This is a genomic window from Paraburkholderia aromaticivorans, from assembly GCF_012689525.1.
Classification (GTDB): Bacteria; Pseudomonadota; Gammaproteobacteria; order Burkholderiales; family Burkholderiaceae; genus Paraburkholderia; species Paraburkholderia aromaticivorans_A.
Genome location: NZ_CP051517.1, coordinates 42774 through 64984 on the forward strand (window position 1 = coordinate 42774; position 22211 = coordinate 64984).

The following is a 22211-nucleotide window of genomic DNA, read 5'->3' on the forward strand; positions in this document are numbered from 1 at the left end:
TTAAAGGTTATTCATCGAGATGATTAAGCACATTGTGATGTGGACTGTAACGGGTCAAACAAAAGAGGAAAAGGCCGATGCTATCCACAAGGTGAGATCGGCCTTTGACGGAATCGTTGGGATCGTCCCTGGCCTTGTGAAGGTTGAAGTCGGTGCGGATGTTAGCCGAATCGATTACGCGTGCGACGTAGTGCTCTATTCAGAGTTCGAGTCCACGGCTGCGCTGGAAAACTATGCAACGCACCCGGCCCACCTGAAGATCAAGGAAGATCTGGCGGGCGTGCGCGTAGCTCGATATCAAGTCGACTATGTTGTGGAACAAGCTGCGTAGTCCGGAACGGATTCAAGAATGATGCAGGAGTATCAAGCGAAATGATAAAACTCTACGGATGGGGCACACCGAACGGCCGCAAGATATCCATCGCCCTTGAGGAGTTGGCGTTGCGTTATAGCGTCACCCGGGTTGATATCACGAAAGATGAGCAGTTCACTAAAGAATTCCTCTCGCTTAATCCTAACAATAAAATCCCGGTCATCGTCGATGAGGACGGTCCGGATGGCCGGCCGATTACGGTATTCGAGTCCGGGGCGATTCTGATGTACCTGGCTGACAAGACGGGGAAGTTGATGCCTGAGTCCGGACGCGCCTACTATCGGACGCTCCAGTGGCTGATGTTTCAAATGGGCGGAGTCGGCCCGATGTTAGGGCAGATGCATCACTTTCAGCGATATGCGCGGGAACAGGAATATGGCCTCAAGCGATACGGGGCAGAAACCCGCCGTCTTTACGGCGTCCTTGACAAGCAACTCGCGCACAATGAATTTGTCGCTGGCAGCGATTACAGCATAGCCGACATCGCGGTCTACCCGTGGATTGCACGATTCGAATTGCACCAGATCGAGTGGTCGTCTGTCAAAAACGTAGAGCGCTGGTATGACCAGCTCGGCGCCAGGGGCGCGGTAAAACGCGGTATGGAGGCTTTGTGACGAATCAGGGGTCTTCTTTCACTGTTCTCGGACGGAATACGTCGTCGAATGTCCAGAAGGTAATGTGGCTTCTAGCGGAGATTGGCCAGGTTTGTACCCGCGTCGACATGGGTGGGTCATACGGCGGCAACCGCGAAGAAGCCTATTTAAAAAAGAATCCAAACGGCGTCGTTCCGACGCTTTTGCATGGTGAAGAGACTATCTGGGAATCTAATACGATTCTCAGATATATCTCTACCATCTCTTTCGAGTCGAAGCTTTATCCGGCCCGTGCCTTGGCGCGGGCAGAGATCGAACGTTGGATGGACTGGCAGTTAGGTACGTTTGGCCCAGTGAACGCGCTGCTTTATCAAAGTATCATACGAACCCCTGAATACCAAAGGCAGCACGATGTGATCGAAAAGCATCGAGCCCGTAACGCAGAACTACTCGGCATTTTGAACAATGTGCTATCGCAACATAAGTTTGTTGCGGGGGACGAGTTTACGCTCGCTGACATCGCGATCGGTCCGTTAGTTCACCGCTGGTTCAATCTTCCTGTGGAACGACCGGAATACGGATTCGTTCGTACCTGGTACGACGGTCTATGCGAGCGGAAGCCTTTCGTCGACCATGTCCGGCAAATCGCGTTCGTGTAGAGAGGGTGATGCGGGACGTTTAAAGTCCGTATAGGCAGGCAGATGCTGAACGAACCGGATCGCTTCTCCCGAACAACGGTCAGATGACGCCCCAGAGGGCGGGTGGAGAGACATGTTGCTTGTATGTTGAAGGAGTTGAGAAGTGACAGGCACAGAACCAATTCGCAGCGAAGAAACGCATGGCATAGTCACGCGACCGGCATGTAAGCCGTTCTACTCGAGTGGGGACCTTGGGTGGACATCGCTAGCCGCATCTGTCCAAAGTGAGCTTCCCTTTCAGGCGAACTTCGATCCGGTTCGACATCACTTGCTGGTATTTCATATGAGCCGGGGGGGGCGCGTGAACGCGCGCTCGGACGATAAGTTCGTCAGGCGTGACGTCCCGGCGAAAGGAATCTTTTTTTGGCCCGCGGATCGCGGATTCAGTATTGGACTCGAGTCCATGGTCGAGACAATGCATCTGTACCTGCATCGGGAAATTTTGGGCGAATGCCTCGCTGATCTGGATGACGAGGGCGCGAAGGTGGCGCAGTGTGCACCGGAAATGTGTGTTCAGGACGCGTTGCTTTGGGAAATCGCGAATGAAATTTCGAGGTTGATGCAGTCGAAGGTCGAGGGCGTTGGACTCTACGTCGATACCCTGGCTGTGGCCATGGCAAAACGATTGATAGCTCGGCAGTTCCGAGGGCAGGTTGCCTGCGCACACGGATTCAATCCCGTCGTCCTGTCACCCGTCAGATTGCGGAAAATTACCGAGTATGTCGACGCCAACCTATGTGAACAGATCAGCCTGGCTAACCTGTGCAATCTGGTTGGGATGAGCCAGTCAAACTTCGTACGAAGATTTAACGCAACCCTTGGACAAACGCCTTACCAGTTCGTACTGGGTCGACGGATAGAATCGGCAAAGACATTCCTCTCGCGGACAAATAAATCTCTGGCCACGATCGCTCTCGATTGCGGATTTTCACATCAGGAGCACTTAACAAATGTATTCCGCCGCCGCCTGAACACAACGCCTGCGGCTTTTCGTCGGGCGTCGGGTAGGCGTGGCTTCTAAGCTGACTCCGTTCCCCTTTTAAGAATCACATGAATCATGTCTGAATCATTCGTCTATCAGGCGCTCTCCACGCGCGTCATATTCGGGCGCGCAACGAGCGCCAAGCTGCGTGAAGAGGCAGACCGTCTCGGGCTGCGCAGGCTGCTGGTGCTCTCTACGCCGGAGCAGACGCCGCTCGCCGAGAGCGTCCGCCAGTTGCTTGGCGATCGGGCCATCGGCATGTTCAATAATGCGACCATGCACACGCCCGTCGAGGTCACCAGGGGTGCAATGGATCTCGCAGAGCAGCTGAATATCGACGGCGTGGTCGCCGTAGGTGGCGGCTCGACGACAGGGCTCGGCAAAGCTATCGCGTTGCGCACCGATTTGTCGCAGATTGTTCTGCCGACGACCTATGCGGGATCGGAGGTGACGCCGATTCTGGGTGAGACCAAGGACGGCCGGAAAACCACGCAGCGCGGCCCGAAGATTCAGCCGGAGGTCGTGATCTACGATGTGGACCTGACGCTGTCGCTTCCACCTGCGATGTCGGCTCTTTCGGCCTTCAACGCGATCGCGCACGCCGCCGAGGCGCTTTACGCCCCTGACGGGAACCCCATCGTGTCGCTGATGGCCGAGGACGGCGTGCGTGCCATTGTGGATGCATTGCCGCGCGTGATGAGAACACCGGGCGATCCAGAGGCACGCGCCGCGCTGCTCTATGGAGCATGGCTGTGCGGATCCTGCCTCGGTATGACGACGATGGGCTTGCATCATAAACTCTGCCATACGCTTGGCGGATTGTTCGATCTGCCGCACGCGCAGACGCATGCGATCGTGCTGCCTTACGCGCTGGCGTACAACGAGCCGATGATTCCGGACGCAATGAGCCGGCTAGCACGTGCGATGCAGACCGGCGACGCGATAGGCGCACTGCTGCAGCTCGAACGCGAATGCGCGATACCGCTTGCGTTGCGCGACATCGGCATGCCTCGCGAGGGCATCGTCGCTGCGGTGGAGCAGGCGATAGCGGTGCCTTACAAGAACCCTCGTCCGGTCGAGGCCGCGGCACTCACGGATTTGCTCGAGTCCGCCTGGGCGGGCGAGACGCGTTACAAGGCGAATTCGTCGAAAGCAATCTGCCGCAACCACTGATTGCTCGGCTCCCGGTGGTTGCGGGCATGCCACAAGACATTGACCGTAATATCGGGGATCTTGACGGGGCACGGCGCACTTTGAAGGCCGAACGGCGTGAGTGTGCGAGCGGCATAGGCTTCGGGAACGACGGCGATCAGATCCGTCGTTTGAAGAATATGGCCGACGGCGACAAAGTGAGGAACGCGCAGCCGCACATTTCGTTGTACGCCGGCGCGCTGAATGGCGGTATCCACCATGCTGTGCCCGGTTCCCTCGGCGACGATCGATACGTGCTCGGCCGCGAGAAACGACTTCATTGACATTTCGTTCCTGGCGAGCGGGTGGTGTTTGCGGAAGAGACAGACGTATCGCTGGCGAAAGAGCCGCCTCTGGAAAAAGCCCGTCTTCAGATCGGGTAAAAAGCCGATCGCCAGATCGACCTCGCCGCGTTCCATCGCGTCACGCAGCGTGTCCGATTGATTGCGCACTGTGCTGATTGTGACACCCGGCGCCTCCGTCGCGAGGCGCTTCATCAATGCCGGCAGGAAATAGATTTCGCCGATGTCGGTCATCTCGACTGTGAAGGCACGCGATGCCGACGACGGATTGAATTCGGCGGTGGCGTTCAGCGAGTCATGAATGGTTCCCAACGCATAGCCAATTGGCTCAGCGAGCGATTCTGCAAACCGTGTGGGAACCATACCCTTCGATGTACGCAGGAAAAGCTCGTCATCGAGAAGCTTGCGCAGCCGGTTCAATGCGTTGCTGATCGCGGGCTGCGAGATGCCCAAGGTGACGGCGACAGCCGACACGCGGCGCTGCCGCAACAGCTCGTTGAAGACGACGAGCAGGTTCAGATCGATATCCTGGAGTTCCATCATGTACCCCTTCGATGAAGGCATCATTATCACTTGTAGTGATATTCTATATCAACGAACTTCTATTTATTTATTTTACATTTGAGCCCAAGATATACGCATAAGACGGTTAGATCGGAGACAGTGTCCCCATGGAAGTTTCAATTCAACCCTTGAGCCGAACGCTCGACGTTCGCCCGGGCGAAAATCTGCTCGAAGTTCTGCGTACCAACCAGATCCCGATCTCATACAGCTGCATGTCCGGCCGATGCGGGACATGCCGATGCCGCGTGAGGTCCGGCAATGTCATGACGTCTGGCGGTGCGGAGTCGAACGCTCCTGCGGTCGATGGACAAACGATCCTCGCGTGTCAGACGACGCTGGTCGACAACTGCGTCATCGAGATTCCCGAGATCGACGAAATCGTCGCGCATCCGGCGAAGATCCTGAAGACCACCGTGATCGGGATCGAGGATCTAACTCACGACATCAAGCGTATCCGGCTGTCGCTGCCGAAATCGTTCGAGTTTTCGCCCGGCCAGTACGCCACACTGCAGTTCACGCCGCAACACGTCCGTCCATATTCGATGGCAGTGACGGCGAACGCCGAAGAAGTCGAGTTCCATATTCGACTGGTGCGAGATGGGCGCGTCACGTCGTATGTCGAGAAGGAGCTTGCCGTCGGTCAGTCGGTGCGCCTCAGCGGTCCGCTTGGAACCGCCTATCTGCGGAAGAAATATGCCGGACCCATCGTGTGCATCGCTGGCGGTACAGGCCTCGCGCCCATTCTGTCGATCCTGCGGGGCATGGTCGAAACCGGCATGCGCAATCCTGTGCACATCTATTTCGGCGTGCGGTCCGAGCAGGACATTTATGGACTGCACTGGCTGGAAGAGCTACGCGAGGCGATTCCGGAATTGACGGTTCATGTGGTGGTGGCGTCTGGTCAGGCGAGTAACGCACATCGTACGGGCGTCGTCACGGAGGCCGTCAATCAGGACTGGAAGAACATGAGCGGTTGGCGTGCCTATCTCGCGGGAGCGCCTGTCATGGTCGAGGCCGCGACCATTCTGCTTCGGCAGAAGGGCGTCGAGCCGGACCATATCTATGCGGATGCGTTTTACGCGAGTGGCGTTTAGGTAAAGGCGTTCTTTTACACAAGAGGGTATCAGGAGAGACATCATGCAAGAGGCACCTGTGCATTTATCCCCACAGGCATGGAACGACGACGGATCAAGCCGCATTCCGTTCTGGGCCTACACCGACGATTCCACCTACAGCAAGGAACTCGACCGGTTCTTCTATTCGGGCCACTGGAACTACGTCGGGCTCGAAGCCGAAATCCCGAATGCCGGCGACTTCAAGCGCACGGTGGTAGGCGAAAGGTCGGTGATAGTCACGCGAACGCAGGACGGCGAGGTCGCCGTCATCGAGAATGTTTGCGCCCATCGCGGCGTGCGATTCTGTCGCGAGAAGTCCGGCAATCGCAAGGACTTTACGTGCCCGTACCATCAATGGAACTACGACCTGAAGGGGAATCTCGTCGGCGTGCCGTTCCGTCGCGGTGTGAAAGCAGACGGCAAGGTGAACGGCGGCATGCCGCTGGACTTCGATCCCAAGGAACACGGGTTGACGAAGCTGAAGGTCGCGACGCGCAACGGCGTGATCTTCGCCTCGTTCGATCATGACGTGCCGCCGCTCGAGGAATATCTGGGTCCGAGCATGCTCGGCTATTTCGACCGCGTCTTCAACGGGCGGAAGCTGAAGATCTACGGTTACAACCGCCAGCGCATTCCCGGTAACTGGAAGCTGATGCAGGAGAACATCAAGGATCCGTACCATCCGGGCCTGCTTCACACCTGGTTCGTCACGTTTGGTCTTTGGCGCGCCGACAACAAGTCCGAGTTGAAGATGGATGAGCAGTTCCGTCACGCGGCGATGATCTCGACCCGGGGAGCGGGTGGAAAGGGGGAGGTCACAGCGGGCGTGTCGAGCTTCAAGGAGCAGATGGTGCTCAACGACGACCGCGTTCTCGACGTCGTAAGCGAACCGTGGTGGAACGGCCCGACGGCGGTGCTGATGACGCTGTTTCCGAGCGTGATCATCCAGCAGCAGGTCAATTCGCTTTCTACGCGCCACATCCAGCCCAACGGACACGGCTCGTTCGATTTCGTGTGGACCCATTTCGGCTTTGAAGACGATACCGAGGAGATGACCCGGCGGCGTCTGCGTCAGGCGAACCTGTTCGGACCAGCCGGTTTCGTTTCGGCCGACGACGGCGAGGTGATCGAATTTTCGCAAGAGGGCTTCGGGCAAAAGCCCTTCCACCGAACGATCGCGGAACTCGGGGGCCGGGAGGTGGCGGATTCCGACCATATGGTCACGGAAACGTTGATTCGCGGCATGTACAACTACTGGCGTCGTGTGATGGAGGTCTGAGATGCTCGATTTTGAAAACTGGCAGAAATTGGTCGCGCTCTACACGGATTACGCGTTGGCGGTGGACCGCAATGACTGGTCGCTCTGGCCAGAGTTTTTCATGGACGACTGCGTGTACAAGATCCAGCCTCGCGAGAACTACGACCGTGGCTTTCCGCTGGCCACGCTCGCGTTCGAGAGCAAGGGCATGCTCAAAGACCGTGTCTACGGCATGACGGAAACGATCTTCCATGACCCGTACTACCAGCGTCATGTCGTTGGGGTCCCACAGGTGATTTCGGTCACGGACGAGCGTATTCACTCGCAGGCGAACTACGCGGTCTTTCGGACCAAGCCCGACGGAGTGACGAGTGTATTCAACGTCGGTCGCTATGTCGATTGCATTCGCCGCACGCCCGGCGGCCTGAAATTCGAAAGCAGGATCTGTGTCTTCGACAGCGAAATGATCCCGAACTCGATCATCTACCCGATTTGAGGCTGAAGATGGAAAAACAGTGGACGAAAATCATTGAGTTGGTTGCGGTGCCGGTGGATGACGTGACGGCCGTCAATGCGGGAGGACGGGAAGTCGCCGTCTGCAGCGTCGATGGGATGGTGTACGCAACGGACAATATCTGCACGCACGGTCATGCGCGCCTGTGCGACGGATTCCTCGACGGCCATGAGGTCGAGTGTCCGTTGCATCAGGGAAAGTTTGATGTCCGTACGGGCAAGGCGATGTGCGAGCCCCTCACGGAGGATCTTCGGTGTTATCCCGTGAAGATCGAAGACGGGCACGTCTACATCGAAATCTAGCCCGGACCGGTGAATGTTGTAGACGGTTCTAATCCATTCGACGTGTGATTCTGGCGCTCCGTACTGCGGCGTGAGAGACACATGTGTAATAAGGAATCCAAACGTGACTGCGAATACGATCAGCGAACGACGCACCGCCTACTACCAGCAGCTTTCGGGGCGAGGGCTTGCCCCGCTTTGGGAGTCGCTTCACAACCTCGTACCGAAGGAGCCCCGGCCGCAGGCGAAGGCCGCGCTCTGGAAATATGCCGGAATTCGGGATCTGGTCATGCAGGCTGGCGCGGTTATTTCAGCCGAAGAGGCAGTTCGCCGCGTCCTTGTCATGGAGAATCCTGGCTTGCCGGGCAAGTCGAGCATCACGCCGGCACTCTATGCGGGACTGCAGCTGATCCTTCCTGGCGAAGTCGCACCGAGCCATCGGCACACCCAATCGGCGCTTCGCTTCATCGTGGAGGGTCGCGGTGCATGGACTGCCGTGAACGGCGAGCGTACAACGATGCATCCAGGGGACTTCATCATCACGCCGTCGTGGACATGGCATGACCATGGCAATCCTGCGGTGGACGAGGGCGGCGAGCCGGTCGTCTGGCTTGATGGCCTCGATATCCCGATTGTCGGCGCGCTGGACGCCGGCTTCGCTGAGAGCTACCCGGAACGCACGCAACCCGTGCTGCGGCCCGAAGGCGACAGCTTTGCGCGATTTGGTCACAACATGGCTCCGGTCCGGCATTTAGCAAGCAATCCGACTTCGCCTATCTTCAGCTATCCGTACGAACGCAGTCGGGAAGCGCTGGACACGTTGTATCGCAACGGCCAGATCGACGAGTGGGACGGCGTCAAGCTTCGCTATCTGAATCCGGTTACCGGCGGATGGCCGATGCCGACCATTGCGACGTTCATGCAGCTGCTACCGGCGGGCTTTACCGGCAAGACATACCGGTCGACGGACGCGACCATCTATTGCGTCGTCGAAGGCGAAGGCAGCGTGCGAATCGGCGAAGAAGCATTCGCGTTTGCGCCGCACGACATCTTTGTCGTTCCGTCGTGGCAGCCGGTCAGCCTGAAGGCGGAGAGCGAATGCGTGCTCTTCAGCTATTCGGACCGTCCGATTCTTTCAGCGTTGAACCTGTTGCGCGAACAGCGCGGCTAACCGCAGCCGCCGTGACGCTGTCTGGTCATGGCGGCACCCAAACAGAAATTTCAGTGATTCTTCAGGAGCATCTTGATATGAAATTCGTCTTCCCCCCTGAGGCCACCGTCGCGATTCCGGTGGTGGGTAGTGACGCCCGATTTGCGGTGCGCCGCGTCTATTGCGTTGGCCGAAACTACGCTGCACACGCACGGGAGATGGGATTCGATCCCGATCGCGAGCCGCCGTTTTTCTTCTGTAAGCCGACGGACTCCGTCGTGCCGGTCGGTTACGGCGAGGCACTCGAGCTGGGCTACCCGTCGCAGACCACCAATTATCACTATGAGGCGGAACTGGTGGCCGTGATCGGCAAGGGCGGTTCGGATATTCCGCTCGAGGGTGCGCTCGAGCACGTATGGGGCTATGCGGTAGGTCTGGACATGACGCGTCGCGACCTGCAGATGAAGATGCGCGAAATGGGGCGCCCGTGGGAAATCGGCAAGGCCTTCGACCGTTCCGCACCTATCGGTCCTATCCACAAGGCAAGTGATGTCGGCCATTTCGAGAGCGGCGATCTCTGGCTGACGGTGAACGGGGAGACGAAGCAGCAGAGCAACGTCTCTCACCTGATCTGGTCCGTAGCGGAGACGGTTGCCGATCTCTCGAAGTTCTTCCAGCTCGAGCCTGGCGATCTCATCTATACCGGCACACCGGAAGGTGTCGGTGCGGTGAAGAAGGGCGACGCCGTCAAGGTGGGCGTCGAAAGGCTCGGCGAGTTGCAGGTCAACATCGTATAAACCGCGGAAGCCGCCATGCAACTTTACAGCTTTTTTAATAGCTCGACGTCGTATCGACTACGTATCGCGCTCGCACTCAAAAAGGTGCCGTTTGAGTACGCTGCGGTGAATATCCGCACTGCTGAACACCGCGCACCAGACTACGTCGATGACGTCAATCCGTCCGCTTTAGTACCTGCCGTTGTGGACGGCGATTTCAGTCTGGGTCAGTCGCTCGCGATCATTGACTGGCTGGATACCCGATATCCGACGCCGCGCCTCATTCCACTCGATGGCGAGCAGCGAGCCCGGGTACTCGAGTTGTCGTATCTGGTTGCGTGCGACATTCATCCCATCAACAACCTGCGCATCCTCAAATATCTGGATACGACGCTTAAGGTGTTGCCCGAGCAGAAAAGCGCATGGTATCGGCACTGGGTCAAGGAAGGCATGGAAGGTGTCGAACGGCTGCTCGAGAAATACGGAAGGGGTCCATGGTGCTTCGGCAGCGAACCCACTCTCGCCGACTGCTGTCTTGTGCCGCAGATTGCAAACGCACTCCGGATGGGATGCGAGCTCGATGCCTATCCGCGCAGCATGGTGGTTTTCCGGCATGCGAGCGAGCATCCGGCGTTTGACGCGGCACAGCCGAAGTTGCAGCCTGATTTCGTCCCGTCGTGATGAAGCTGGACGCCCGCCTAAAGGCGGGCGTCCTTTTAAGCAGTAACCTTGGCGCGCATCGTGACGAATTCTTCGGCGATCGTGGGATGAATACCCACGGTAGTATCGAACTGCGCCTTCGTCGCCCTGCACTTGATCGCCACGGCAAAGCCCTGAAGAAGCTCACCCGCGTCGTCACCTACCATATGAACACCGAGGACGCGATCGCTTTCGCGGTCAACGATCAGCTTGAGCAACACCTTTTCGCCGGACGACGAAACGGTATGCTTGAGAGGCGTGAAAATGCTACGGTACACGTCGACCGTGTACCCACTCTGGATTGCCTCTTCCTCGCCCAGCCCAACGATGGCGACATTCGGATGACTAAAGATCGCCGTAGGAACACCGTCGTAATCCATGTGTTCTGCACCGTTATTGAAAAGATGATCCGCAACCAGCATACCCTCGGCCAACGCAACAGGCGTCAGTTGCATTCGATGAATAACGTCTCCGACCGCGTATATTGACGGCTGAGCAGTTTGGAAGACATCGTCAACCACGATCGACCCGTTCGCCGCAAGCGCGACGCCGGCCGACTCCAAACCCAAAGCTGCGGTATTCGGTAGCCGCCCGGTTGCGTAGAGGACTGTGTCACAGGACAGCCGCTCTTCATCGCCCGTCACGCAACTCAATGCCGTGCCGTCACGATCAACTTTTCGGATTGTCGTGTCGAACCGGATGCGCACGCCTCGCTTGCTCATCTGCTCCGCAAGGAAGTTACCGAGGTCTGCGTCGAAATTCTTGAGTAGGCGATCCCCGCGGTAGACCAACGTCGTGTCTACACCAAGGCCGTTAAATATGGATGCAAACTCAACTGCGATATAGCCGCCCCCGACGATGACAACGCGCTTCGGCAGTTTGTCGAGATAGAACGCATCGTCCGAGGTAATGCAATGTTCCGCGCCTTCGATTTCCGGCAGGGTGGGACTGCTTCCTGTCGCGACAAGAATGTACTTCGACGTGAATGTGCGTCCGTCCACTTCAACGGTGTTCGGCCCTGTAACTGTTGCCCTTCCCCAGATCAGTTCGACACCGGACTGGTTTAGCAAATTGCGGTAGACGCCATTCAGCCGCTCAATTTCCCGGTTCTTCGCGTCCAGCAAGCTGCGCCAGTCGAACGTAAGCTGGTGAAACGACCAGCCATACCCACGTGAGTCTTCCAGGTCTTTTTTGAAATGCGCTGCGTAAGAAAACAGTTTCTTCGGAATACATCCGATATTTACGCAGGTGCCGCCCAGGAAACGTTGTTCTGCTACCGCGACACGCGCCCCGAAGGCGGCCGCGCGTCGACTTGCGCGAATCCCTCCAGAGCCGGCACCGACGGTAAAGAGATCGAAATCGTAGCCAGACACTAAAGTTCTCCTAATCAAGTAATTACCCATTCTCGCGATTCAATGTGGCTGCATCGCAAGCGCTTACCCTAAAGTACAGTTTTCAACGATGCTAACGAGAAACCGGCGCAAGCTCACGCCGTGACGTTGCACGGCGTACCGCGTCACCGGTGTTGCTCGCCGTTACGCAGCCTTGTCGTCATGCTTTCCATGCTTCCAGCGCTCGATGATGGTCGTTGAAAACAGACCTGCCTTGGTGAACGGATCGTTTGCGACGAAAGCTTCGGCTTCGGCCCAGTCTTCTGCTTCGAGAATCAGAAAGCTGCCGGTCATGTCGTTGTCGCCAGTTCCCGTTCCGGCACCCAATGTTGGGCCACCCAACAGGATTTTGTGGGAGAGAGGCTTGAGGTACTGCAGATGCTGCTCGTAGTTGTCGAGGCGGACCTGAAGGTGACCGGCTTTGTCTTTACGGTAAATCAGAAACAGCATGGTTGCTTCTCCATTCTTGTTTAAGCCTGCTTGACGGGAGGATGGCGGAAACTTTAATTAAATGGGGCGCCGCCGACATCCAGCTGAAACGACGGATGTCAGCGGATAAGCGCATACCGGCGACGCCAATGATAGATCGCCATAGCGGCGATGCTGTACTCGTTGCCGGCATGAATTCATTCCTTGCGGGATGGCTGTCTGGCATCTCGTGCAGACAGTGCGTTTCGGTTGACGCTGCAATTTTGATGTGCGGCGTAGCGCCGGACGTGATGGGTCTGCCTATGCACTGTCCGATTGAGTATATGAGTGCCCCAAGCGGATGACCATGCTATTTCTGCAAATACGTTTCGCGCTAGGCGGGACGGTTGTTTGCCGCCCAACCCCCACCTTGCGTTCGGAACGACCTGTCGAGGTGCGGAATATGGCCGAGATAGCTTGGCTCATGCGGTGTCATTCCGTCCATTTCCGCTCGAATTCCATCGCCTCAAAATGGTCGATCAGGAAGTCGATGAATGTTCGAACTTTTGCCGGAACGAACCGTCGACTCGCGTAGGCCAGATTTATCGTGAGCCGCGGCAGTTCCCATCCGTCGAGTACAGGCACCAACCGGCCGCTGACCATGTCGTCGTAAATCACGTACTTGGGCTGCACAAGAATTCCAAAACCTTGCAGTGCGGCCGCTCGAATTACCTGGCCTTCGTTACTTTTCATTGCCCCGCTGACCGGCAATACCGTCGTGACTCGGTCACGGGTCAAATGCAGCTCGTCGGGTCGATTGGCATAGCTATAGAGCAAGAGTTGATGCTGGTTCAGGTCTCCCGGATCACGCGGAATCCCGTGCTGGGTCAGATAGTCCGGTGAGGCCGCCATCACGCGCCGGGTCTCGGCCAGGCGCCGGACGGTAATGCTCGAGTCTGACTCGTATTCCCTCGTGCGCACGGCGAGGTCGACATCGCTATCCAGCAGGTTCGCGTAGCGGTTGTTGGTTTCGACGTGTACGGTGACCTTCGGATAGCGACGCGCATATTCGGGCAGAATCGTGCCGATATGATTCATTGCAAAAGAAGCGGTCGAGGTGACCCGAAGGATGCCGTTCGGACTGACTGCGCTGGCACTTACGAGAGATTCGGCCTCTTGAAAGGCCGCGAGCAATTGTTTGCAGCGCTCGAAGTGCTCCTGCCCGATTTGCGTGAGATAGATTCGCCGCGTACCGCGATCGACGAGCCGAGCACCGAGACGTGTTTCGAGTCCGATCAGGTATCGGCTTGCTGACGAGACCGACAACTCTAGTTTCTCGGCAGCCTTGGTTATGTTTCCGAGTTCCGCGATGCGTACGAAGAGCTCAATTTCAGTCAGTCGGTCCATTGCCTCACGGGTTTCAAGAGGTTAGCTGCGAATTTCGGCGGTCGTGACTGCCAATTTGGGGAACATGGGCGCTTCGGCGAGGTGGGCGTTGCCCGGGAGCTATTTGAAATCAAGCAGTGCGTAACGAGGATACCCAAACACGGCGACCCGTGAGACCAAAGGTTTCCGCGCACGTAATTGTCCGCTGCGGGTGTGGCGCCTGTCAATGCTAGGTCTGAACAACCGCGTGTCATGAAGACCGAGAGCGTGATTTCATGCCGAACCGATTCATTGAGCGGCGGTATCGACGTGGCTGCGCATCTTTGCCGCTGGCCCTCATGCGAAGGTACAACCTGTTTAGGAACGGTTCCTTTAGATGCAGGCGAGAATGGTAAGAATTTGCAGGAACCTGTGCTCGAATTTGCGGAACATGGACTCCGCCAATGACTGAAGAAAAGCAGGTTTGTTGAATGGATTGAGGCTTGGCAAGCCAGGGATCTCGCCGAGCGAGCGGCTGATCCCCCTGCAAGCCGCGAGGAAAATAAATCGCTGCCTTGTCATTCATTGTGCTGATCGGGTGGGTGTGGAGGCCGTTCGAGCTGAGAAGATGGGTAATCGTAAAGAATACTTATCGAGGGCAGATTTTCAGGTACGAGCCCAGGTTCTCAGCCCCTATCGGCGGACACCTCCAGTAACCCGTTTGGAAGTTTTTTCTTGTTGATGCCGCAGATTAGGCGGCTTTAAGCCGTTTTCGGGAGCGTGATTCATTCAAGCAGGCTGGTAGATGAGAGCAAGCGCGGGTGGACGCATTGGTTGAAAAGGCGAGCCAGCCGTTGACGACGGATTGAGTGTCTGAATAGGGGTATGAAAAATGATGAACCTTGACGAAAACAATATCACGGAAGAAGTGCTTCGACGGATCGAAAATACACCAGATAAGCGTCTTAAAGAAATTATGACGGCGCTGGTGAAGAATCTTCATACCTTCGCGCGCGAAATTCGCCTCACCGAGGCCGAATGGATGAAGGGTGTCGAATTTCTGACGAAAACAGGTCAAATCAGCGACGAGGTCCGGCAAGAAATGATCTTGCTCTCGGACACGTTGGGCCTTTCCCAGCTAGTCGTCGCACAGAATCACAGCCGGCCTCAGGGCGCGACTGAACAAACGGTGTTCGGTCCATTTCACGTCGAGGGCGCTCGCACTCTGCCGGCGCACGGCGCCGATATCGGCGGTGAAGCCGTTGGGGATCCGCTTTGGGTGACGGCACGGATCTCCGATCTGGATGGCCGTGCTGTTTCAGACACTTTGGTTGACGTTTGGCAGGCCGACAGCGCAGGATTCTACGATGTTCAGGATACGGACTGGAACCTGGACGATGCGGAATTGCGCGCGGTGGTGAAGACCGACGCGGAAGGCCGCTTTAGCTTCCGCTCGGTCATGCCGAGCAGCTACCCGATTCCAATGGACGGTCCTGTTGGCCAGATGATGAGGGCGACAAATCGGCATCCGATGCGTCCCGCTCACATTCACTTCATGGTCCGGAAAGCGGGATTTGATACGCTCGTTACGCACGTTTTCGCCGAAGGGGATGCATATCTCGACTCCGATGCAGTCTTCGGAGTGCGGAGTTCCTGTATTGGGAATTACATTCGGCACGAACCTGGTGTCACTCCGGATGGAACCAACAGCGAAAACCCGTTCTACACGTTGGACTATGTATTCAAGTTGGTCCGATCGGAGAAATGACGCACTCGGGCGCCTGTGGTGATGCATTGGTGTCTCGACGGAGGCATTGATAGCCTAACCTCGGAAGCGGGCGATGAGCGATTGACCGCGTGGCCGCGTCGGGTTAGCTCGGTAGGAGACGTCGCTTTGTCAAAGCGACGTTTTTTTGCTGAGGCCTTGCCTGGCACTACGTGGTAGCCGGATGAAATGTGTATGACCCTCGCACGGTGCTTTGACCGTCACCCTAATGCGCAAGCGCGCACCGCTTGGTCATTATCTTCAGCAACGCCTGAATGAAGCCTGGCTCTGCCGCCGCTCGGGAACGGCCCTTAAGGTTGATTCGATAGAAATCCAGAGGCATGACGGGATCTTCGATCAGCGCTACATCAACATTCATCCCTCGAATAGCCGCGATCACAAATGACGGCAGGATCGCGCTTCCAAAACCCGCTTCGGCCATCGCCAGCACTGTCGGAATGTTGTTGAAAGTAAGGCGTTGCTCGCTGGCGCGCGAAATCGCCCCCAATTGAATGTCGACCAGTTGCTGCACGGGGTTGTCGGGGCGGAGCGCAATTAACGTCCGGTTGGCTAGCGCCGACCATCGCAGCCGCTGCATTGGCCTTGTCTGCCAGCTCGGAGACGTACTTCCCGCCGCCGAAATGCACACCAGGTCGCACTGGAAAATCTTCTGGCGCTCAAGTGCGGCTGCCGGGTTCAGGAACATACCGAACCCGACGTCCACCTCACCTGCTTCGACAAGCGGTTGAATCTGATTGCGCTCGACGTCGATGACCTTGACCGTCACGTTGGGATCCTGCTCTCGAAACAATGAACATGCCTCAGGCAGCAAGGTTGCCGCCACGAGCGGCGAGGTGGCAATCGACAGCGTCTGCCGGGCGTGCGTGGACAACCGTCCAATGCAGGAAGCAGCGGCATCGAGCGATGAAATCGTCTGATGTGCCGCAGCAACAAGCTGCTCGCCCGCCAAAGTCAGCGAGACCGTTCGGGTTGTCCGGTCGAATAGACGGCATCCAAACTGTCTTTCCAGATCTTGAATCATCAAGCTGAGTCCCTGCTGCGTAATGTGCAGGTTTTCAGCTGCCCTGGTGAAGCTCTTCAGCCGAGCCACTTCCGAAAACGCCTTCAACTGCCGCAGCGAAATATTCATCAGCTCCTCATGTCAATCCATTTGATAAGCACGTTTTACATGAACGATAGCAGAGTGTCTAATCTTTGAGATGAAACTGCGGAGACAAAGGAACAGTATGAAAGATTCTGGACGTATTGAGCGAGTCGTCATCGTCGGGGGTGGCGTGGGCGGGCTGACTGCCGCGTTGGCTTTGATAGGCCAAGGCTTCCAGGTGACCGTGCTGGAGCGGGCACCCGCCCTTGAAGACGTGGGGGCAGGCATACAGCTAAGTGCGAACGCCACGCGCGTGCTCAGCCTCTTGGGGTTCGACGAGACGATCGCAGCTTCAGGCGCGGAGGCGTCCGGAGTCACGGTCCGTCATTGGAACAGTGACCGGACGTGGGATATCGCCGAGATGGCCCGAGGCTCTCGCGAGAAGTACGGCCATCCTCATTGCATGTTTCATCGCGCGGACCTTCACAACATGCTTGCGCGAGCGGTTCTGAGCCACGGCGCGCAGATTATCCGGCTGGATAGTCGGTGCGAGTCGCTGGATACGTCCGGATCGAGGCCTTCAGTTATCCTACCTAACGGGGAAAGGGTCGAAGGCGACATCGTGGTTGGAGCAGACGGTGTGCACTCCCGTGTTCGCGCGGAGATCGTGGGTCCCGATAAGCCCCGGTTCTCGGGTTGCTATGCCTGGCGAGGCGTGATTCCGACCAACCGGTTGCCCGACCACCTGCGTACTTCTGTGAGCACCCACTGGTTCGGACCCGGACGGCACGTCGTGCATTATCCGCTTCGCGGCGGTGAGCTTACCAATTTCGTAGGCGTCGTCGAGGGACTCGGCTGGGAGGTTGAATCCTGGACGCAGAAAGGCTCTATGGCTGACTGCTTAACCGATTTCGAAGGCTGGCATGACGACATTCAAACCATGGTTCGCGCCATCGACACCCATTTCAAGTGGGCTCTGATGGTACGTGATCCGATTCTTCGCTGGTCGTTCGGGCGAGTGACGCTGCTTGGAGATGCGGCGCACCCGACGCTGCCTTTCCTTGGGCAAGGCGCGGCTATGGCGATAGAGGATGGCTATGTGCTAGCACGCGCACTGGCGACTCATCGTGATGATGCGGAACGTGCACTTGAGGCCTACGACGCAGCGCGTGTGGATCGTACAGCTCGCATGGTGCGCGGCGCCAATGAAAACGCGGCACGTTTCCACAATCCAAGACTGGCCGATCCGGCTACTGCGGCGCAGTACATCGATGCAGAGTGGTCGCCGGATAAAGTTCGGCAACGCTACGAGTGGCTGTACGAATATAAGGCGGATGAAGTGCCCGTTTGAGTGGATGGGCGGAAAATCGCCCGGTTTTAAATAGCCGTATGGAGGCACAACGGGATCGGCAGCCACGCAGGCGGGCAACGCCTGCGGTGAAAAAGTGTCATGCAGGTGCGATCTGCCTCAAAGCGCCTCAAAGCATCACCCCCATAAGGAAACGCAGGACGCCCCGCTCGCGCTGATCTTCACGGGCGCCAACAGCAACGACATCGCTCAACTTTTACCGCTCGTCGATACCATCCCGTCCATCCGGGGCAAGCGTGGACGGCCGCTGTCAAGGCTCGTCGGTTTGCAGACCGACCGAGGCTACGACCACGACAAATATCGCAGGCCACTGCACGTTGCGAGCCGCACGGCAGTGGCTTAGGCGAGACCCATCGGGGTCGTCGAGCGCACCTTCGCATGGCGGCACAGCTTCAGGCGATTGCGCATCCGGTTCGAGCGTCTCGCCGCCATACACGAGACGATTATAGAAATTGCGGCCCGCATCATCTGCACCATCCGGCACTCCAGGCTCAACGTCGTCCGGCCCCAGGCCGTTCGGGAAGGGCCGAAATGGCGCGCTGCGCCAGCTGGATCAGTCTGTCGAAAAGCTGACATCACGGGCGCCGAGGGTGCCGCAACGCGGTGTGCTTCACGTGGTTTGAGGATCAATCCCGTACTAGTTCTTAAAACCAGGCATTGCGCCATAAAAAAGTGGAGATACGATCGTCATGAAATTGAAATGGAGCGCGGCGTTGCTCGTCGCGGCGACTGGGTGCACGTACGCCCAAAGCAGTGTCACGTTATATGGAATCGTCGATACAGGGGTGTCCTACTACAACAACGCAACAAGCAGCGGTGGATCGATGGTTGGGATGCCTTTTCTGACCGGTGAATTACCCTCACGCTGGGGCTTAAAGGGCGTCGAGGACCTTGGCGCGGGCTACAAGACTTTCTTTGTGCTGGAAAGCGGATTTCAACCGGGCACCGGTTTACTCAATTACGGCGGGCGCATCTTCGGCCGTCAGGCGAACGTGGGCGTAAACAGTGACTACGGCTCGCTCACGCTCGGACGCCAGATGAACATGACGATGTACGCGTTGTCGAACGCTGATGTAATCGGCCCTTCGATTCATTCGATGGCCGACTTCGACTCGTATCTGCCGAACGCACGCAGTGACAATGCGGTCGGCTATCTCGGCACATTCCGCGGTATCACAGTTGGTGGAACATACAGCTTTGGCCGTGACGCAGCGGGTCCGGCGGGTCCGCAGGCGACCAACTGTGGAGGACAGGTGCCGGGCAATTTCGTTGCGTGCCGCCAATACACCGCGCTCCTCGCGTATGACTCGGCGAGCTTCGGCGTGGCGGCGTCCTATGACGTGATGCGCGGCGGTACCGGCGCGTCGGCACCGCTCAACAACAGCGCGGATACCGACACGCACAACATCGTCGACGGCTATGTGATCCTCGGCCCGACCAAGATCGGTGCCGGCTGGATCAGAAACAACGTGGCTTCCGCAACTCATTTGCAGTCCGATATTCTCTTCGCGGGGGCTACGTACTACGCCACCCCATCGTTTTTCTTTGACGCACAGGGCGTGCGTTACCTGCAACGCGGGACGGCGGGGAAAAATGCCTCGAACTCGACATTGGTGGTCGGGCGCATGAATTACCTGCTATCGAAGCGCACCACGGTGTACACGTCGGTCGGGTACATGCTCAACAGCGCGCTGGCTGCCAACCCGGTTGCAGCTGGCGGCACTGTCGGAGCTGGTATGGATCAGCTTGGTGTCATGGTTGGTCTCCAGCAAAAGTTTTGATCTAGCGTAACGGTGCGGGAGGGGGCCATCTGGGCTGGGCCACCGTGATACTGTTCTTGGGACGGTGCTCACCCGGCTTCCCGCACTGATCTATTTGCACCACACATCGGTCCTTCACGCATGTGGCAACGCCGTGCCTGCGCCGAATGGACGCTGATTACCGGTTAGATCGCGTATCGAGGCACCTGGGCGGTTGCAAAGGCGAAGCGGAACACAGAGCTTAACGAACGGGAGTATCAGGTCGAGCCGCAGGTTCAGCGATCGCGGCATTGATCATCGCTTTCGCCTGCAATGCCTCCAGTATCACAGTTTTCATGGCGGGCCTCGTGGCGACACTTGCCATTTCGATTGCGCCGAGTCTTCGTATCGACCCGGAGACCTACGCGATTGGGTACGCCTTTGCAGTCCTCGCTGGTGCTGCCGTGGCAGTCACCATAGGCTTTCTGACCGTTCCTGCCCAAACATCCGCGCGGCGTCACCGCATGCTGGTGCGTGCGACGGAGACGACTGGGGCGGCCATGCAGTCGATCAGGAGTGATTCTCCCCTCGGTTGTGCAAAGGCGGCTGCTACAGGCGTTCCGTGAACAACAGAACACCACGATCCTCACAGCCAATAATTCGACGCGGTCATTCCGGACTGCTTCCGAGGCCTTGGGCGCACTCAATCTTCTGACCCTGGCGCTGGCTATGGGAGTGGCGAAGAGGTCAGCACCGGTTGATGCCACCCTGCGCCTGCTTTCAGGCGTTTTGCGTCGGGGGGCAAGAGAGTCCGTCGACCTGCATACCCCACACGCGAAGGATGCTGTGCTTGACGTCGCAGACCAACTGCTGCGGACCGAGTTCAGTCGCCTTCATGGGGTAATCGTCCTTTTCGTGCAATTTCTGGCGGTTAGTGTCTAAAACGCCTATTTATCAGAGGCTTGGTGAATGCGTGTTTCGAGGAAATGTTGCAGCACAGGAGATCCTTGCTGGACGGGGCTCTGCGGGCGATGACCGCCAGAAATTGCACGAAAAGGACGATTACCCCAACGTGTGACGGTCGGAGTTTTCATCGTCCAACCGGGACTTTCGAAGACGGAACGGTTATATCCGCTCCGTCGAACCAACGTCCGTTAAGCCGACAAGGTGACCTTCATCCCCGCGATTTCAATGACTGCTTCCAGGGCGCAACCGACGCCTGAAAGTCCAAACTCCGTTGCCAACGAAGATCGCTTCCTGACTAACTGGCGTCCTTGCAATGAACTACTCAACGCCCTGCCGATGCGGCCAAGTTCAACCAAGCACCACATAGTCAACCGGCTTCTGATGGTTTCCTCTCGCTGCGGACTACACAAAAATGCTCGTGCCAACGGATCAGCGCGCGGGCACTGAAACGTGGAGCCGTCTAGTCGGCGCTTCTTCAACCCGGAAGGTAGTGAAAGGAAGCTGTGACTAACAACCGACACTTAATGCCGAACTGCCCCGACACTTATTCCAGAGTGAATTACGGCTGATGTGGATAAGTCACCCGGCGACGCATGCAAATGCCACGGTACTGCGGAGTTCCGCGCGTAGACCCGCCGGACTCACGCTCATGGGTACCGCTTGGCCACTGAGCAACGCGCCCCGGACGTGCCGGATCGTCGCGTCAAGCCAAATATATGAGAACAGCTGAGGGAAGAATTAGCGGGGAGGTGCTAGCTGCTGGCGCGCGAGCCTGAAACAGATCCCGTGCCCGAGAGAAGGATTGGCCTGCTTGATCTCGCCGGCGCGGATCTGAACCTGGCGCTCGAACTCGGCCGCAATGCTGACGTCCACGCCGCCGGATGCCGACACCGCCGGGCCTGCGCGGTTCACACCGTTTGTCATCGCGTCGAGCCAGAGCTGGCCACGTGCGCATTCGCGCGTGTTGCGCCAGCGCTGTTTGGCGTCTGCGGTCGCACGCAGTTGATGGCGCAGCGAGGCCTTGCTGCGTTCGTGCCGCAGCCATTTCGCCAGACCGAACGCGCCGAAGAGCGCAGCCGGCATATATCGGATGGCTGCGAGGCCCCTGAAGTTGCCGTCCTCCGCGCGTTCGCAGCGCCGTCGCACCGAGGTCAGGCCCGCCGCCTGCAGGTCACGCATCGCGCGCTCTGCACGGCGCACGTCAAGCCCAGCCTGCCCGGCGAGAAACGGCAGTGTCAGGTTCTGCATCCCACTGCCCGTCGACGGGATGCCCACGCGCATGGTCAACAGATCCAGGTATTTGAGGCTCGCGCGCAACAGTTGCACGCACGCTACGCTGCGTTCGGTACGCTGCTGGCGCGTCGACCCGTTTGCACGATTCAGGCTCGGCAGCCATTCATCGGGTGCGTCGAGGTAGCGTCCGAGGCGGTGCATGAGTTCGGTGAGCACGCGCGGGAGTCCACCCACCCCTGTTCTGGGCGGCTCCGGCAACCCCGACGGGAGTGCCGCGACGCGACGTGCGTACCACTGGCTGGGCATGCCGGAGTAGGTGCTGGGTTAACGGAGCACCGGGGAAACCGCGAGGCGAAACGTACTTCGCTTGCATC

The 22211-nt window shown here is 57.8% G+C and carries 22 protein-coding genes and 1 pseudogene; 17 read left to right on the plus strand and 6 right to left on the minus strand.

The window, feature by feature from the left end:
- Window positions 1–19 precede the first annotated feature (19 nt).
- The 5 genes from HF916_RS49175 (at window position 20) to HF916_RS49195 (ending at window position 3819) form a co-directional block, all read left to right on the plus strand.
- Window positions 20–331, plus strand: a complete 312-nt coding sequence (locus tag HF916_RS49175; protein ID WP_168795917.1) for a Dabb family protein — start codon at window positions 20–22, stop codon at window positions 329–331.
- A 41-nt stretch (window positions 332–372) separates the two neighbouring features.
- Window positions 373–987: a glutathione S-transferase N-terminal domain-containing protein gene (locus tag HF916_RS49180; RefSeq protein ID WP_168795918.1), complete on the plus strand. Its 615-nt coding sequence runs from the start codon at window positions 373–375 to the stop codon at window positions 985–987.
- A complete protein-coding gene (locus HF916_RS49185; protein WP_240975890.1) occupies window positions 984–1625 on the plus strand; it encodes a glutathione S-transferase family protein in 642 nt (213 codons plus the stop codon). Before HF916_RS49180 ends, HF916_RS49185 begins: the two co-directional genes overlap by 4 nt.
- Window positions 1626–2067: 442 nt before the next feature.
- Window positions 2068–2685, plus strand: a complete 618-nt coding sequence (locus HF916_RS49190) for a helix-turn-helix domain-containing protein (RefSeq protein WP_168795920.1) — start codon at window positions 2068–2070, stop codon at window positions 2683–2685.
- 36 nt (window positions 2686–2721) lie between these two features.
- The gene (locus tag HF916_RS49195) at window positions 2722–3819 is read left to right on the plus strand and encodes a maleylacetate reductase (RefSeq protein WP_168795921.1); all 1098 of its coding nucleotides are present in this window, start codon (window positions 2722–2724) and stop codon (window positions 3817–3819) included.
- Here the strand turns inward: HF916_RS49195 and HF916_RS49200 are convergent.
- Window positions 3777–4679, minus strand: coding sequence for a LysR family transcriptional regulator (locus tag HF916_RS49200; RefSeq protein ID WP_168796009.1), 903 nt, complete (start codon window positions 4677–4679; stop codon window positions 3777–3779). The two genes, HF916_RS49195 and HF916_RS49200, sit on opposite strands and share 43 nt — an antisense overlap.
- 131 nt (window positions 4680–4810) lie before the next feature.
- Here HF916_RS49200 and HF916_RS49205 point away from each other — a divergent pair, with 131 nt between their 5' ends.
- The 7 genes from HF916_RS49205 (at window position 4811) to maiA (ending at window position 10478) form a co-directional block, all read left to right on the plus strand.
- Window positions 4811–5797: a 2Fe-2S iron-sulfur cluster-binding protein gene (locus HF916_RS49205; RefSeq protein WP_168795922.1), complete on the plus strand. Its 987-nt coding sequence runs from the start codon at window positions 4811–4813 to the stop codon at window positions 5795–5797.
- Between the two features lie 43 nt (window positions 5798–5840).
- Window positions 5841–7097, plus strand: a complete 1257-nt coding sequence (locus tag HF916_RS49210; RefSeq protein WP_168795923.1) for an aromatic ring-hydroxylating dioxygenase subunit alpha — start codon at window positions 5841–5843, stop codon at window positions 7095–7097.
- Between the two features lies 1 nt (window position 7098).
- The gene (locus tag HF916_RS49215; protein WP_168795924.1) at window positions 7099–7572 is read left to right on the plus strand and encodes an aromatic-ring-hydroxylating dioxygenase subunit beta; all 474 of its coding nucleotides are present in this window, start codon (window positions 7099–7101) and stop codon (window positions 7570–7572) included.
- Window positions 7573–7580: 8 nt separating this feature from the next.
- Window positions 7581–7892: a non-heme iron oxygenase ferredoxin subunit gene (locus HF916_RS49220; protein WP_168795925.1), complete on the plus strand. Its 312-nt coding sequence runs from the start codon at window positions 7581–7583 to the stop codon at window positions 7890–7892.
- A gap of 118 nt (window positions 7893–8010) precedes the next feature.
- Window positions 8011–9042 (plus strand): gentisate 1,2-dioxygenase, encoded by a 1032-nt coding sequence (gtdA, locus tag HF916_RS49225; protein WP_424784778.1) that lies wholly within the window; start codon window positions 8011–8013, stop codon window positions 9040–9042.
- Between the two features lie 77 nt (window positions 9043–9119).
- Window positions 9120–9818, plus strand: a complete 699-nt coding sequence (locus tag HF916_RS49230; RefSeq protein ID WP_168795927.1) for a fumarylacetoacetate hydrolase family protein — start codon at window positions 9120–9122, stop codon at window positions 9816–9818.
- A gap of 15 nt (window positions 9819–9833) precedes the next feature.
- The gene (maiA, locus tag HF916_RS49235; protein WP_168795928.1) at window positions 9834–10478 is read left to right on the plus strand and encodes a maleylacetoacetate isomerase; all 645 of its coding nucleotides are present in this window, start codon (window positions 9834–9836) and stop codon (window positions 10476–10478) included.
- Window positions 10479–10513: 35 nt separating this feature from the next.
- On the opposite strand, the gene gorA is transcribed toward maiA, so the two are convergent.
- The 3 genes from gorA to HF916_RS49250 form a co-directional block, all read right to left on the minus strand.
- The gene (gene gorA, locus HF916_RS49240) at window positions 10514–11869 is read right to left on the minus strand and encodes a glutathione-disulfide reductase (RefSeq protein WP_168795929.1); all 1356 of its coding nucleotides are present in this window, start codon (window positions 11867–11869) and stop codon (window positions 10514–10516) included.
- Between the two features lie 162 nt (window positions 11870–12031).
- Entirely contained in the window at window positions 12032–12337 is a 306-nt protein-coding gene (locus tag HF916_RS49245; protein WP_168795930.1) for a YciI family protein, read from the minus strand.
- Between the two features lie 450 nt (window positions 12338–12787).
- Entirely contained in the window at window positions 12788–13702 is a 915-nt protein-coding gene (locus tag HF916_RS49250) for a LysR family transcriptional regulator (protein WP_168795931.1), read from the minus strand.
- An 850-nt stretch (window positions 13703–14552) separates the two neighbouring features.
- On the opposite strand from HF916_RS49250, the gene HF916_RS49255 reads away from it, so the two are divergent.
- Window positions 14553–15428: an intradiol ring-cleavage dioxygenase gene (locus HF916_RS49255; RefSeq protein WP_168795932.1), complete on the plus strand. Its 876-nt coding sequence runs from the start codon at window positions 14553–14555 to the stop codon at window positions 15426–15428.
- 223 nt (window positions 15429–15651) lie between these two features.
- On the opposite strand, the gene HF916_RS49260 is transcribed toward HF916_RS49255, so the two are convergent.
- Window positions 15652–16575 (minus strand): LysR family transcriptional regulator, encoded by a 924-nt coding sequence (locus HF916_RS49260; protein ID WP_168795933.1) that lies wholly within the window; start codon window positions 16573–16575, stop codon window positions 15652–15654.
- Window positions 16576–16672: 97 nt separating this feature from the next.
- On the opposite strand from HF916_RS49260, the gene HF916_RS49265 reads away from it, so the two are divergent.
- The 4 genes and pseudogenes from HF916_RS49265 to HF916_RS50040 all read left to right on the plus strand — a co-directional run bounded on the left by HF916_RS49265 (window position 16673) and on the right by HF916_RS50040 (window position 20264).
- A complete protein-coding gene (locus HF916_RS49265) occupies window positions 16673–17881 on the plus strand; it encodes an FAD-dependent monooxygenase (protein ID WP_168795934.1) in 1209 nt (402 codons plus the stop codon).
- Between the two features lie 109 nt (window positions 17882–17990).
- Window positions 17991–18371 (plus strand): annotated as a pseudogene (locus tag HF916_RS51340) (IS5/IS1182 family transposase); the annotation flags it as partial.
- Window positions 18372–18588: 217 nt separating this feature from the next.
- Window positions 18589–19680: a porin gene (locus HF916_RS49270; protein WP_168795935.1), complete on the plus strand. Its 1092-nt coding sequence runs from the start codon at window positions 18589–18591 to the stop codon at window positions 19678–19680.
- 269 nt (window positions 19681–19949) lie between these two features.
- The gene (locus HF916_RS50040; RefSeq protein ID WP_206002078.1) at window positions 19950–20264 is read left to right on the plus strand and encodes a hypothetical protein; all 315 of its coding nucleotides are present in this window, start codon (window positions 19950–19952) and stop codon (window positions 20262–20264) included.
- A gap of 1078 nt (window positions 20265–21342) precedes the next feature.
- On the opposite strand, the gene HF916_RS49275 is transcribed toward HF916_RS50040, so the two are convergent.
- Window positions 21343–22053 carry a hypothetical protein gene (locus HF916_RS49275; protein ID WP_240975891.1) on the minus strand — a complete coding sequence of 237 codons (711 nt, stop codon included), beginning with the start codon at window positions 22051–22053 and terminating at the stop codon, window positions 21343–21345.
- Between the last annotated feature and the right edge of the window lie 158 nt (window positions 22054–22211).

What these genes read in the sequence shown, in the direction of transcription:
- HF916_RS49175 (WP_168795917.1), top strand. Translation starts at nt 20, where the DNA reads ATGATTAAGCACATTGTGATGTGGACTGTAACGGGTCAAACAAAAGAG.
- HF916_RS49180 (WP_168795918.1), top strand. Translation starts at nt 373, where the DNA reads ATGATAAAACTCTACGGATGGGGCACACCGAACGGCCGCAAGATATCC.
- HF916_RS49190 (WP_168795920.1), top strand. Translation starts at nt 2,068, where the DNA reads ATGGTCGAGACAATGCATCTGTACCTGCATCGGGAAATTTTGGGCGAA.
- HF916_RS49195 (WP_168795921.1), top strand. Translation starts at nt 2,722, where the DNA reads ATGTCTGAATCATTCGTCTATCAGGCGCTCTCCACGCGCGTCATATTC.
- HF916_RS49200 (WP_168796009.1), bottom strand. Translation starts at nt 4,679, where the DNA reads ATGGAACTCCAGGATATCGATCTGAACCTGCTCGTCGTCTTCAACGAG.
- HF916_RS49205 (WP_168795922.1), top strand. Translation starts at nt 4,811, where the DNA reads ATGGAAGTTTCAATTCAACCCTTGAGCCGAACGCTCGACGTTCGCCCG.
- HF916_RS49210 (WP_168795923.1), top strand. Translation starts at nt 5,841, where the DNA reads ATGCAAGAGGCACCTGTGCATTTATCCCCACAGGCATGGAACGACGAC.
- HF916_RS49215 (WP_168795924.1), top strand. Translation starts at nt 7,099, where the DNA reads ATGCTCGATTTTGAAAACTGGCAGAAATTGGTCGCGCTCTACACGGAT.
- HF916_RS49220 (WP_168795925.1), top strand. Translation starts at nt 7,581, where the DNA reads ATGGAAAAACAGTGGACGAAAATCATTGAGTTGGTTGCGGTGCCGGTG.
- HF916_RS49230 (WP_168795927.1), top strand. Translation starts at nt 9,120, where the DNA reads ATGAAATTCGTCTTCCCCCCTGAGGCCACCGTCGCGATTCCGGTGGTG.
- maiA (WP_168795928.1), top strand. Translation starts at nt 9,834, where the DNA reads ATGCAACTTTACAGCTTTTTTAATAGCTCGACGTCGTATCGACTACGT.
- HF916_RS49245 (WP_168795930.1), bottom strand. Translation starts at nt 12,337, where the DNA reads ATGCTGTTTCTGATTTACCGTAAAGACAAAGCCGGTCACCTTCAGGTC.
- HF916_RS49250 (WP_168795931.1), bottom strand. Translation starts at nt 13,702, where the DNA reads ATGGACCGACTGACTGAAATTGAGCTCTTCGTACGCATCGCGGAACTC.
- HF916_RS49255 (WP_168795932.1), top strand. Translation starts at nt 14,553, where the DNA reads ATGATGAACCTTGACGAAAACAATATCACGGAAGAAGTGCTTCGACGG.
- HF916_RS49260 (WP_168795933.1), bottom strand. Translation starts at nt 16,575, where the DNA reads ATGAATATTTCGCTGCGGCAGTTGAAGGCGTTTTCGGAAGTGGCTCGG.
- HF916_RS49265 (WP_168795934.1), top strand. Translation starts at nt 16,673, where the DNA reads ATGAAAGATTCTGGACGTATTGAGCGAGTCGTCATCGTCGGGGGTGGC.
- HF916_RS49270 (WP_168795935.1), top strand. Translation starts at nt 18,589, where the DNA reads ATGAAATTGAAATGGAGCGCGGCGTTGCTCGTCGCGGCGACTGGGTGC.